The following is a 13,391-nucleotide window of genomic DNA, read 5'->3' as shown; positions in this document are numbered from 1 at the left end:
AATTAGCTTGAATTCTTTAAATATCGTTTTGATCCTTATCCTTATTCATTTTACGCTCTATTCTACGGCGTTCTTTTTCCTCCTCAGCTATTTCCTCTGACAGGGCTCCAAACATGGCGATCTCTTCCTATCCAATGTCGATGCCGTTGTCCTCTTGTTCTGAATCATCCTGCATCTCAGCATTTAAGCTGTCATCCATACCGAAACCGCAATCAGAATCATCCTCAAAGTCACCATCGTCAAAGCCGTCATCGAAATCACCGTCATCGATAAAATCATCATTCATTTTACATACCTCCTTGTCTTTGTATCAATTTAATTGGTTAAGAGCAAATACCAAAACAGCACCAAATGAAAATATGAAAAGCCTGGAATATTGGCATAACAATTGAGTTTTCATTTAGGGATATATGGGTTTTAATCGTGGGCTATGCTGAATAGGGTTTGAAGGGATTGGGGTCAAACCTTGATCAGTGATTAAAGAATTTTTTTAAGTTATTTCAGCTTTTTATGTTGCACCATTCAAGACAAGGGGGTCAGGGGTGAATTCGAATTCAAAGTGCACCATAACCATATAAATGAATAGTGGACATGACAGGTATTTTAATTATTCTATGATAGAGAGAATTTCACACCTTCCTACCTCATAGGGTAACATTTTATCCAATTCTTTCCCTTGACAAATAGATGCACAAATGTCAATATTATCCCCAATAATAATACATAAAGTGTAATAAATCAGGGGTAAATTATAACATGGGGAGTGGTGAGTGATATTTACACGGAAAATCGAATCGGAATTAATGCGTTGGAAAAACGCCGCAAACAGGAAGCCGATTGTTTTGCGGGGGGCCAGGCAGGTTGGAAAAACATTTGTTGTCAATCGATTCGCCGAGAATTTTGATCATTTTGTCGACATCAACCTTGAAAGGCCGCAAGAACGCGATCTTTTTTCCGGTTTCAATACTGGCCGGGAACTTGTTGAACGAATTTTACTCTATAAAGGCCAAAAAATAGATACAAAGAGTGCCCTTTTATTTATTGATGAAATTCAACATTCAGCAGAAGCTGTGCAATCGCTCAGATACCTTTATGAAGATGTAAAGGATTTGCACGTTATTGCCGCCAGTTCACTTCTGGAAGTTTTTTCAAAAAGAGAAGGTTTTTCTTTTCCTGTCGGGAGGGTCAAGAATCTTTTTATGTATCCTGTAACGTTTATGGAATATCTTGAAGCACAAAATCCGCTCCTTGCTGAAAAACTGTTGCAACCGGATGTATTGGAAGAATCTTCCCTTCATGATTTGATGCTTGACGCGTTTAACACGTATGCATTCGTTGGCGGCATGCCGGAAGCCCTTGCCACTTATGGGGAAACAGGATCTTATTCGGCAGTGAGGGAAATCTATGACGCTATTTACATGGGATACATTGAAGATGTCGAGAAATATTCAAATTTGGCGAAAGCAAAATATTTAACCCATACGATAGACCGGGCGCCCTTATATGTCGGTGAACGGATTACATATGAAAAGTTCGGAGAGTCCTCATTCCGATCAAGAGAAATGAAAGAAGCGTTTGATGTGCTTGAACGCGCCTTGATCGTGTATCGTTCAAGACCTTCCGTATCAACCCACATACCGGTTATTGAAAAACTGCGAAAAGCCCCGAAGCTTTTTTTTCTTGATGTCGGGCTGGTGAATTACCGGATTGGATTCAAGGAATTTTTCAGCAAACAATCCTTGGACAATGTATTTCAGGGAAAAATATCGGAACAGGTCGTGGCTCAGGAAATCGTTGCACAGGCATTCCAGCCACCGTCACTTCGATTCTGGATACGGGAAAAAGGGGCTGCCGAAACGGATTTTCTTTATCCCTTTAAAGACGTGATTATCCCGATCGAAGTGAAGAGCGGGAAGACCGGCAAACTGAAATCCTTAAATCTGTTCATGGAAAACAGTCATCATCCATTTGCCATTCGTGTCTATTCCGGCAAAATCCGCATCGATCAGATAAAGCTTCCATCAGGAAAAAAATACTACCTTTATTCCATTCCGTATTACCTGTTATCAAGACTTGATGACGTCATCGGACGGTTTGTGAGGCAGAAGTTCACTGGTACGAAGCCCACGGAATTGGCAAAAAAGAATTTAAAATAAAACATCTCCTTGATTATGTCCTGAAAAACCTGGTCCTTGGGCTAGGTCAGAGATATTTGGCTCTGCCTTGGAGTTTTGTGTCTAAAATCACAAATTCCAAGCACCAAAAAACAAACAAGCTCCAAACTAAAAGCACCAAATTCCAAGGAAATTCCAAACTACAAGCACCAAACCACAAATTTTCAAGATCATATACTGGTTTGTTATTTGAAGTTTTGGTCATTGATATTTGTTTGTAATTTGATGCTTGTTATTTGGAATTTCCACTTCCTAAACTTTTTTCGGTTATTGTGATTTGTTTGATATTTGATATTTGTTATTTGGAATTTAACTTACGACATTTGAGATATGTGCACCCCTATGGGGTGAAATCAAAGCCTGGTCCTCTGGGCCTCCGGCTCGTAGAGGCGAGCCTACGCCTCGGAGAGCAAAAGGGGACGTTTTTCAAAGGTCTCAATTCTTTATTTCAATGCCTTCCGGCGATACCAGCACGTCCAGCCCTGTCCGGCTCCAGGTTGCGCGAGCCTGTTCAATGGTATCCACGAGCGGTTCCTGGCAGTTGAAGGAAGTGTTCAGAATCGAATTGCAGCCCGTTGTTGCGTGCCACATCTTCAACAATTTGACGATGAACGGATCGTCCCCCTCTTCCACGATCTGCGGCCTGCTGGTTCCATCTACGTGAGTTACCGCAGGTATTTCAACGGCATTGGTGTTAGCGATATAGGACATGTATTTGCTCGGAACCTCCCACTTCCCCAGTACCATGGGTGCAAAGGGCCGGTACCATTCGCGATGTTTTACATGCTGGTTTAAGCGCTCCTTGCCGTCCGGGATGCGGGGATCAAGCAGAATACTGCGATGACCAAGGGCACGCGGTCCGGATTCTGCTCGGCCATAACATAGGCCGACGCTCTTGCCTGCTTGTAGGAAACGAACAATGTCCGGAATAACTTCCGGGCTGATGTCACCGACGTCGGTTCCCAAATAAGGGCTCCAAGACCTTGGCGTTCTCGGTTTGTCAAGGATATGGTGCCAAACGAAAAGAGCCTGCCCAAGGCTCAATCCGCCGTCATGAGGCTGTGCCGGCACCCAGGTATCTTCATATATGCCGCTTTTGTGAACGGCGGTATTGGCAATGCAGTTCATGGAACATCCGCCGGTCATAATAAGACGCTTAACCGGTTGCCAGGACCGCATCCGCAAGGCGGCTTCCAGGTAGTAGTCTGTTGTGATCTTTTGCAGCGATGCACATACATCCTGTGCGAACTCGCTCTTTGGATCCAGCTTGATTACTTTTAGTCGTCCGCATTCGTCCTTGGGATAGGGGGAGAAAGGGTGGAAGAGCATTTGCTGTTTAAGCGTGTCGCTAATTTCATCCTGCGGTGTACCGTAACTTGCCAGCCCCATGAGTTTTCCGGCACCTTCCAGACGCTGCATGCCAAAATTATATTCACCGACTGAGGCCCACGTGCGGCCAATGTTGAGTTGCATACGACCGGGTCTCTCATAACCCCAGCCATATTCGATCTCATGAATTTTGTTGTCGCCGCCATAGGCCAAGGCGCAATTGCGATAGTCACCCCCGCCGTCAGCCGTCAGAATCCCGGCTGCTGTAAATGGCGATGTAAAAAGCGCGCCCGCCACATGTGCTAAGTGATGGTCAACAGCATAGCAATCATACCAGCGATCAAACATCATAATACGATGCTTGCTGTAACGGTCTTCTACCGGTCCCACCCACCCGTTTTGCTTGTAAGCGGGATTACTTTCATAGGAATCACCCTGTATTTGCCACGGTATCAGCCGCCCATCGGATGTGGGCCGCAGATAGGGGTTAATCACTATGATATCAATTGTTTCCGGATCCCAACCGTATTGTGCGAGAATTACATCCATGTCCATGACGCCCTGATCGTGCTTCTTTCGAGACAAGCGCTCTTTTTCCAGAACGACGATGGTTTCACCGTCCTCCAGCAAAGTACAGTTGGCGTCGTGCCCGCAATACAAGGATAGGATCCGCATTAGTCCCCTATTAGCTTATTCCGCATCCGGTTCCATCGAACCCAGTCGTTAAGATCTTTAGCAATGTCAAATCTGAACGGCTTTGCGGCTGTGCCGTCCGGTCGGATGTTGATTTGATGCAAGGACTTTACAATATAGGTCCACTCTTCCATGGATACCGGATGGGGTCCGGCTACCGGCCGAGGCCCTGCAACCGGTGTCGGTTTTTCGAGTTTTGCTTTTGTTTTTGCTACTTTAGTATGCTTGCGTTTGCTTACGACAACCTCACCTTCGTAAACTTTTAGTACAGCCGAATTGTCTTTGTTTACATTCATCCTGAAATCGGTACCGCGCACTCCGGCAACCGATGTCTTGGTGGTAATGGCAAAACGCCCTTTTGAACCGGAAAACTTAGGTACTTTGGCCCAGGTCTTGCCCAGGATGAGGTTAATATTAATATCCCTTTTTTTGGTTTTTTTATCATAAGCGACAGCTTCAAGCACAAAAGTGGTCTTTTCATCAAAACGGATAAAACTCTTATCCGGCAATTTTATTTCAACTCTGGATTTAATACCGGTGGTGACACGATCCCCCTGGGTTAAAAGACTTCCCTTGGATAAAGCTTGGGGTTTTTTCACTCCTTTTTTAAATAGTGAAGCATCTCCCTTAAGCAGTGTAACCACTGCTTTTCCTACACCAATTTTAATCTTAACGGCTTTAGTCCGGGCCAGCAGAGGATAAGATCCCAGGAGCAGAAATGATAGTATGACCGGGAGAATTTTTTTGATAAAATTCATTTTAGTGTCCCAAAGGGTTAAAGGCCGTTTACTTTTTAAGAAACCATTATAATGAGGCTACAATATCACAAAAGGATTAAAAATCAAATTCATCACTTATTAGTTTTTACAAGCCTTAACTTATTAAGTTTTAGGTGTTAGGCACTTCGAACTTGTTCAATTTGCAGGAAAGCAGGCCCTTTCCCCGTGAACAACCGGGATCTAAGACAGGAGCAAACCAAAGCCCGACCCCAGGGGTCAGGCTTTTTTGCATTGTATTTACAAATACTTAAAGCTTAAATTTTTACTAAATATAAGCATAAATCCTCAATGGTTAATGACTGTTATCGTGAATGTGCATCCGTTTCCCGTTGACAAACAATTAGGTGTTGTTCTATCGTAAAAGATAGTTTCATGCCCCGTATCAAGACTTAGTCATGGTCAAGCGTACGAGGTTAAAAGATAACCACAAATCAAGGAGGCCTTTTATTTTCCCCACCAACAAGCCTCAGTAAAAATGGAACCCAAAACTTTCAATCATCCAGGAGTTTTCGCTATGAAACAAATTCTACTCAGATTGCTCGTCCTTATGGTGTTTTTGGCGTCGGCGGCCTTTATGGGCTGTGCGGCTGTGGATATCTCCACAGATCAAGCAATAGGAATAATAGCAACGAGTGAGGCTTTTAAAAGTTTTAAAGGAGAATTCGAAAATACCGAGTATTATAAGAAACGCAAACCAAAATCTTTGGCGGTCCTTCCTTTTAAGGGTTTAGATGCGAAAAGCTATTCCATTGATTTCGAATCTGAAAACCCCGCCGGTGTGGTACGAAGGGGAATGTACAATCACATTGCTTCCCTGCCGTTCAGAGACCTGGAGCTTTATAACACCGACAAGCTTCTCAAGAACGCCGGTTTTAAGGATATCCGCAAAATCGAAGCCGTCATTGCCGAAAACCCCAAAAAACTTAAAAGCATTTTAGGGGTGGATGCTGTCATTACCGGACGCGTAACCCACTTTGATCGGATATTCGTGGGCATCTATTCCCAGATATCCGTGGGTGTCGAAGTAAAGATGTGGGATTTAAAGACCGGCAATCTTTTGTGGCGCGCCAAACACGTCTCCCGGGCGCATGCCGGTGGTCTGTCCGTCAGTCCCATTGGTCTTGTCATCGCCACCGTTGCAGCCGTTTGGAACCTGCGTGCCACCGAAATGATGAGCCAGACCGACGATCTCTTCCGGGAGATTATTTCAACCATCGATTTGCCGGAATCAGAACGGGTTGCCCAGGTACCCCCACCGCGGATCGATATGTTTGCCGCCATGAATACCGGCAAGCCGTTTACGATCGGGAAAAAAGTCGCCTTTCGACTTATTGGCGACCCCAACAATTCGGCTTACGTGGACTTGGGCGATTTCAAGTCGGGCATCGAACTTGCTCCCGTGTCCGGCAATGTGAAACAGGCGCTGCAGACCGAGGTGCTGGAGGCCATCAAAAAGACCTACAAGGATACCGGCCATACACTGACCCCGGAACTCCTCGCCGCCGTTAAAGAGGAGCTGGCTTCACGTGAAATCTATGAAGGCACATACACGGTGGAACCCGGGGAACAGGCTTATGGTATGATGGCAAAAGGATATCTGGTCAGCCCGGCAGGCACCCAGGGAACCGCCCTTGATGCCGCTAATATTTTGGACATTGACGGCCTTCCGCCCCAGCCTGCCACGGGGCTGACAGCGGAATCTCTGGACAACAAGATAAAGTTGAGTTGGTCTCTGAACCCTGAGGAGGATCTGACCGGGTATGAAATATGGTTAAGCTCAACGCCGCTTAGCGGCTACAGCCTGGTGGCGGAAAGCGAAAAAAATGAAGCTATCATTGAAGATTTGCCCAATTTTACCAGGATTTACGTCCAGGTCAGAGCTTTCGATAAGGCGGCCAATGCCGGCGATTTCAGCAAGCATATCGAAGCTGTACCCCTGCCCGAACCGGGCCTTTATGATTTGCCGCAGCCGGGGCCGGCCTTGAGTGGAGTTATCGCGGAAAAAATTCTGCTTGTGGCCGACAAAAATCCTTATACGGTACTTTCCGATCTGACGATTACCTCCGGCGGTGTGCTCTACATCGAGCCTGGTGTCAAAATTTTATTTGCCCCGGATACGGCCCTGAAAGTCGTCGGAGGTGACTTTCTGGCTTACGGCATGGTTAACAAGCCCATCCATTTTGCTCCGCAAACAAGCGCAAGCGAGCCCGGATCCTGGCAGGGAGTTGTCCTGGAGGGTGCCAAACGTTCCGTCCTGCGCCATGTGACTATTGAAGGGGCTGCAACCGGTCTGACCATAGACAACAGCGCTCCGTCTATCATTTACGCGACTATAACCAACAGCTCGCAAGCCGGCCTTTATCTAAAGGATAATGCCAAACCGAATATTTCTTGTTCGAAATTTGCGGACAACGAAGGCCAGGGCGCCATCGTGATCGAGGGCGAAGGTCTGGCGCCGGTAATTCGCAATAATGTTTTCAAAGATAACAATCCGTTCCAGGTTCAGAGTTACACTCCCCTGGAGATCGATCTTACGGGTAACTACTGGGGCCGCTCCGATCCCGACGCAGACTGGTTTCTGGGTGAAGTCGTGTGGAAACCGGCACTGGCCAAACCGACCGTGCCCTGCCCGACAAAATGAGCAAAGTAAACTAACGTTGCATTAATCTGTATAACTAACTATGAGGATAGCCGCAAGACAGTCGCTTTTACGAGATCGATGCTGGATGCTGGATGCTTGATACTAGATGCTGGATATTCAGGAATGCTCTAATAGTGAAGTCCAAAAACATCCAGTATCTCTCCGAGGCGTAGGTTCTCTACGAGCCGGAGGCCAGTATCCAGTATCCAGAATCAGCCAATACGGGCAATGGTTTTCGTTGTAACGGTCTAGATCGAATACATAATTTTATGCAACTATAGGGTAAAGAATGGAGGTACCTATGAAATCCGGTGTGAAATATAGATGGCTGGCCCTGATCGTTGTGGGTACACTTTTTTTCTGGCAACCCTCCCAGGCCCAGAACCCTGCTATGGAACGAGTAGGGGATCACGGAACCATTGACTGGGTCGGGCAAAAAGTCATTGCCAGAGGAATAGGAGCTCCTCCTCAAAAATATTATGGTAAACCCCAGGCCCGTCCATTGGCCCTGCGAGCCGCCATTACGGATGCCCGCCGCAACCTTTTGGAAGTTGTCAAGGGCGTTCACATCGATTCTGTTACCCAGGTGCTTAACTATATGGTTCGGGACGACACCATCGTTGCCAGGGTCCAGGGCATTATTCAGAATTCCAGCGTGGATGACAAACAGTATATGTCCGATGGTACGGTAGAGGTGGTCGTCAGTATGCCGCTTACGGGTCCATTGGGAGAAGCGCTCATCAATATTGCGGCCCGGCCCCCGGGCCCTGCCACCGGGGTGTTGCCCTCGCAAGAGGTGGACGCGCGTATCCGGCGTTTGGAGGATCGCGTCAAAGCCCTGGAAGACAAGCTGGCCGGTTTAAAACAGATAAATCACCAGCAGGAAGAGATGATTCTGCTCTTTAGGCGGTTCGTGGAAGCCTGGATGGATTATACGGCCAGCCGTCCCATGATAATTCAGGCCGGTTACGCCTCGGAGGATAAACTTGCAAATCTGAATAAAAAATTCGATGATCAGGAAGCCCGTCTGGCAGCACTTGCCTCCAGGCTCGATAAGATGGCCGGTCGTTTGTCGAAGGTGGAGTCTACGGCCAAACCTGCCCCCCCCATCAAGGCCGCTAAATCCAAAACCGAAGTTATCTACTCCGGCCTGGTGATTGATGCCCGGGACACAGGTTTTAGGCCCTGTCTAAAGCCTGCAATTTTTGCCAAGGGAGAGTTGCTTTACCCTGGTGATTATATTGATTTGCAAAAAGTGGTCCGTAAAGGCTATGTCCGCTATTATCGCCAAATCGGACGAGCCCAGCAGAGCGCGCGCGTCGGCAAACTTCCCTACACCATCAATGCCAAGGGGACCTGGAAGGGTAAGCGCAGCCTGGAAGTTGACGACAAAGCTTACAGCACGCTAAAACCCATTATGGATGTTCCGGATGCCTTCCTGGCCGCCGGCAAAGTGGTGATTGTCTTTTAACGCGTACCGGTGATTATTATTTTCCACAAAATATTATCTGAAAAAATACGGTTCATAAAGTAAGGCACAAGGAGGTATTATGAAGAGTAAGTCAATTTTTGCTTTGGTAGTTGTGGTTCTGCTTGCAATTCCCCTTAGTGGGTATGCAGAGCAGGGTCAGGACCTTATTGAGCGAGGAGACAAAGGCACAATTAACTGGAGCAAGGGAATTGCCCAGGCCACAGGCATCGGGGCTCCTCCAGAAAAATTGTACGGCAAACCCAGTGCCCGCCCTATGGCTTTAAGGGCTGCGAAGCTGGATGCCTATCGCAACATCCTTGAAGTGGTTAGGGGTGTCAGGATCAACAGCACTACAGTCGTAAGGGACTATGCCGTTGAAAGCGACGTCATTATGTCCAAGGTCGAGGGTATGGTCCAGGGTGCCGAGGTTGTTAAAAAGGAATATCTTTCTGATGGTACGGTGGAAATTACATTGCAGATGGATTTGCGGGGTGGATTTTCTCAACTGGTTCTACCCGAAGAGATCAAACCGCTGGAGTCGATCACACCGCTGGTGCCGGTGCAGAGTTCATCAGCGGTTTATACCGGGCTGATAGTCGATGCCAGAGGGCTGCGCGCACGGCCTGCCATGTCTCCGAAAGTACTGGATGAGAATGGCCAGGAAGTTTATGGATCCGCGTTTGTCAGCCGTGAATATGCTGTGCAGCAAGGCATGAGCGGGTATGCCAAAACCGTTGCCGCCGCCCGCACAAATCAGAGGGTTACAGATAATCCTTTGATAGTAAAAGGTTTGCGAGTAGAAGGCGCCGGACATAGCGATATTGTAATCAGCAATGCGGACGCATCCGTGCTCAGAAGTGCGTCGGAAAATCTTTCTTTCATGAAAAAATGCCGGGTTATGATTGTGGTTGACTAACCTGATTCAGATCCGCCGGAGGCGGAAAACCAAAAACATTTGCCACAAAGGCACCAAGACACAAAGAATATATTTATTATCCTTTCTTCGCGTCTTGGTACCTTACTTGCCCGCCATCCGTAAGGCGGGGTGGCCATGAAAGAAAGTTTTTACATAAAATCCCAAGTTCTGCATTTAACGTATAAAACATAAAGAGTTTTTATAGTATTCGATTAAGGAGGAATTATGGTTTCCAGAAAATTATTTTTTGTCATTGTCGGCCTCTGCATACTTTTTCTGTCTGCCTGCGGGCCGCAGGCAGTAGCGCCGGAGGCAGAATTTGATACTCCCGCGCACCATGTCAAAAACGGCCATAAGCTGCTTAAGTCCGGGAAATTAGATGCCGCTTTTCGTGAGTTTAATCGGGCCAAGGAGCTGGATCCAAAGTATTCGCCGGCTTATGTGGGTCTTGGTCTGGTGTACGGCGTGAGGGATGAATTTGACAACGGCTTTAAGGCTATGAAAACGGCCCAGCGATATGCCGATGGCAAAGAGCAAAAAGTTGCCTTCAATGTCGGGTACATGCGGCTTTATATCAAGGGCCGGGAAAAGGTGAAAAAGAATTGGCTAAAAGAGGTAAATACCAGATTTAACTATGCGATCAGATACATCCCTGATCTGCCGGCACCGTATTTCTACATGGGGGTTGCTTATAAAAACTCGTACAAATTCCAAAAGGCCGCCGCTAATTTCACCAAAGTTCTTGAGCTTGATAAAGGATTTGTTAAAGAAGCGGACACAGAATATGCTATTGTTCAAAAAATCCAGAGAGCAATGCCCGGTTCCGTGGTTGGGAAAAAAATTGCGCTGCTCGAAAAGATCACGCGTGCCGATGCTGCGGCTCTTTTTATCGAAGAGCTGGAAATCGATACCCTTTTCAAGAAACGAACACCAAAGAAATACGATACTGCTTTTCAGGACCCGACAAAGAAATTTGCGGCCGGTGAATATGTAAAAACCCCGCCGGCCACTGATATTGAGGATCATGTTCTCAAAGCTGATATTGATGCGGTGATTGCCATCGGGATTAAAGGGCTGCAGCCCGGTCCCGATCATACCTTTGAGCCCGGAAAAATCATAACCCGAGCTGAATTTGCCATGATGATCGAGGATATCCTGATAAAAATCTCCGGAGATGATAGTCTTGCCACCAAGTTTATCGGCAGCGCATCACCGTTTCCGGACGTAAGAAACGACCTTCCGTTTTTTAATGCTGCCATGGTCTGCACCACTCGCAATATCCTGGAAACTAAAGATGCCGCAACCGGTGAGTTCGCACCCATGGAGCCGGTTTCAGGAGCTGAAGCCCTTTTAAGCATTAGGATCTTGAAAACACAACTTTAAATTTGAATTCATCCCCCGCTGCTTGCAGCGCGGGATGAATTCAAATGAAATATAAAATCGTAACACGATTTTATTTCATAATATAATACCCTAAGGGATTGGAAACATTATAGTGGAGTCGCTGCAATGAAACTTTTTAAAATAAATTCGATAGTTATATTCCTGGCTTGCCTTGTTATGATCCCTTATCCTGCAAACGCTGATAACAAAGCGGTTTCAATTGCAATTGGAAGCGGAACAGCAGTGATTAGCATGCTGGAAGGAAGCGCCCAGCGGACAAAAAAGGGTGCGACCGCAGCCAAGCCCTTGTTTGACGGAGATTTTTTGTCCAAGGGCGACCGCGTGACAACGGGTAAAAAATCGAGGATAGAGCTCAAAATGCCGGACGGCAGTTATGTCCGATATGGTGAGTCGACAACTTTCGAATTGGTTTCAGCTGTTTATGACGTTCAAAAAAAGAAACGCAACATCAGCATCAGCATGATTCTGGGGAAGACGTGGGCCAAGGTGTCCCGGTTATTCGGCCGACGAGGGCGTTTTACAATCTCTACCAGAACTGCGGTCGCCGGGGTGCGCGGTACAGTTTACCGGCTGAACGTTAACCAGGACGGCTCCGTTATGATAAAAGTTTACTGGGGTGAGGTTGTTGTTAACAACCGCAAGCAGGCACAAGAAGCGGCCGAGCCCGGAAAAATGATGGAACTTACACCGCTACCGGTGGCGGGCCCCTATCCTGTGAAAGGCCCCCATCCCGTATCCATGGAAGAGTGGACCTATATTGTAAAGTCCTTGCAACAGATAAATATCAAACCGGACGGCACCGTCACAAAACCGTTCCGATTTGACATCAAAGAGGATCTGAACGACTGGGTGCTCTGGAACAAGCAGCGCGACGAGATCCTCGGCGACATATGAACCTAGGTTGAGCGGTTCAACGTTCAAGGTTCCGGGTTGATAAGCCCTAACAGGCTCAATTCAAAAGAGTTACGCTTCAATAGAGGCGGCAAGCAATTCTCACCCAATGGGTGCGATAAACCAATCTTGACATTGAGTTTTAACGTTAAGTAATGTCAAGATGTTATAACCTTTGAACCTTTGAACCCTGAACCTAGAACCGATCAGTTTAGGCACTTTAAACTTTTTGGGATTAGGTGCCCATACTCCAAGACGCCAGATACCGTTTCTGTTCAGGCGTCAGCCTGTCGATTTTAACACCCATGGCAGCCAGTTTTTCTTTGGCAATGGCTTTATCGATTGCCTCGGGAACCGGAAAGACTTCGTTTTCAAACAATGTTTTACTTTTTGCCATATATTCGATACTCAGGGCCTGGTTGGCAAAACTCATATCCATTACACTGGATGGATGACCTTCGGCGGCCGCAAGATTTATCAGCCGTCCTTCCCCCAGAACATTAATGTGCCTGCCGTTTTCAAGGAGGTGTTCTACCACCAGGGGCCTCATCTCGCGTTTAGACTTTGTAATGCCTCCCAGCCCTTCAAGATCCAGTTCAACATTAAAATGGCCGGAATTAGATACAATGGCACCATCTTTCATGATCTTGAAATGTTCCTGGCGGATGACGTTGATATTGCCGGTAACCGTGCAGAAAAAATCACCGATTCGGGCTGCCTGCCGCATGGGCATTACGGCAAAACCGTCCATGACCGCTTCAAGCGCGGCCGTCGGGTCAACCTCGGTAATAACCACGTTGCTTCCCATGCCGCGGGCCCTCAGAGCCAGCCCCCGGCCGCACCATCCATAACCGCAAACCACAAAATTGGAGCCTGCTATCAAGCGGTTGGTGGCCCGGATGATCCCATCCATGGTGCTCTGGCCGGTACCGTAGCGGTTATCAAACAAATATTTGGTCTTAGCGTCGTTCACCGCTATGATCGGGTATTTCAGGGCTCCGTCCGCAGCCATGCTCTTTAAACGAATGATACCCGTAGTGGTTTCTTCGGTTCCGCCGCGTACCCCGCCAAGCAGTTCCGGGCGCTCGGAATG

At 47.2% G+C, this 13,391-nt stretch carries 10 protein-coding genes; 6 read left to right on the top strand and 4 right to left on the bottom strand.

All coding sequences use genetic code 11. The annotated features are described in order from the left end of the window. Positions 1-127 precede the first annotated feature (127 nt). Positions 128-286, bottom strand: coding sequence for a hypothetical protein (locus tag V3S16_RS03650; protein WP_413883318.1), 159 nt, complete (start codon positions 284-286; stop codon positions 128-130). Positions 287-770: 484 nt separating this feature from the next. On the opposite strand from V3S16_RS03650, the gene V3S16_RS03645 reads away from it, so the two are divergent. Beyond that, positions 771-2,156 carry an ATP-binding protein gene (locus V3S16_RS03645; RefSeq protein ID WP_413883317.1) on the top strand — a complete coding sequence of 462 codons (1,386 nt, stop codon included), beginning with the start codon at positions 771-773 and terminating at the stop codon, positions 2,154-2,156. Positions 2,157-2,609: 453 nt separating this feature from the next. Here V3S16_RS03645 and V3S16_RS03640 read toward each other — a convergent pair whose 3' ends face one another. Both V3S16_RS03640 and V3S16_RS03635 read right to left on the bottom strand, forming a co-directional pair. Then, positions 2,610-4,178, bottom strand: a complete 1,569-nt coding sequence (locus V3S16_RS03640) for a carbamoyltransferase C-terminal domain-containing protein (RefSeq protein ID WP_413883316.1) — start codon at positions 4,176-4,178, stop codon at positions 2,610-2,612. Next, positions 4,178-4,954, bottom strand: a complete 777-nt coding sequence (locus V3S16_RS03635) for a FecR domain-containing protein (RefSeq protein ID WP_413883315.1) — start codon at positions 4,952-4,954, stop codon at positions 4,178-4,180. Before V3S16_RS03635 ends, V3S16_RS03640 begins: the two co-directional genes overlap by 1 nt. A gap of 535 nt (positions 4,955-5,489) precedes the next feature. On the opposite strand from V3S16_RS03635, the gene V3S16_RS03630 reads away from it, so the two are divergent. From V3S16_RS03630 to V3S16_RS03610, 5 genes are all read left to right on the top strand, one after another. Further along, positions 5,490-7,616, top strand: a complete 2,127-nt coding sequence (locus tag V3S16_RS03630) for a GNA1162 family protein (protein ID WP_413883314.1) — start codon at positions 5,490-5,492, stop codon at positions 7,614-7,616. Between the two features lie 301 nt (positions 7,617-7,917). Beyond that, the gene (locus V3S16_RS03625; RefSeq protein WP_413883313.1) at positions 7,918-9,087 is read left to right on the top strand and encodes an LPP20 family lipoprotein; all 1,170 of its coding nucleotides are present in this window, start codon (positions 7,918-7,920) and stop codon (positions 9,085-9,087) included. Positions 9,088-9,166: 79 nt separating this feature from the next. Next, positions 9,167-10,003: an LPP20 family lipoprotein gene (locus V3S16_RS03620; RefSeq protein ID WP_413883312.1), complete on the top strand. Its 837-nt coding sequence runs from the start codon at positions 9,167-9,169 to the stop codon at positions 10,001-10,003. A 225-nt stretch (positions 10,004-10,228) separates the two neighbouring features. Next, on the top strand, positions 10,229-11,386 hold the full coding sequence (locus V3S16_RS03615; protein ID WP_413883311.1) for a hypothetical protein: 1,158 nt from the start codon (positions 10,229-10,231) through the stop codon (positions 11,384-11,386). 126 nt (positions 11,387-11,512) lie between these two features. After that, positions 11,513-12,301 (top strand): FecR domain-containing protein, encoded by a 789-nt coding sequence (locus V3S16_RS03610; RefSeq protein ID WP_413883310.1) that lies wholly within the window; start codon positions 11,513-11,515, stop codon positions 12,299-12,301. A 232-nt stretch (positions 12,302-12,533) separates the two neighbouring features. Here the strand turns inward: V3S16_RS03610 and V3S16_RS03605 are convergent. Beyond that, on the bottom strand, positions 12,534-13,391 hold an 858-nt coding region (locus tag V3S16_RS03605), incomplete at its 5' end, for an adenosylhomocysteinase (RefSeq protein WP_413883309.1).

Origin of the sequence: Candidatus Desulfatibia sp., assembly GCF_036446775.1 — a bacterium.
Lineage (GTDB): Bacteria > Desulfobacterota > Desulfobacteria > Desulfobacterales > UBA11574 > Desulfatibia_A.
This window is presented reverse-complemented; position numbering and strand designations above follow the sequence as displayed.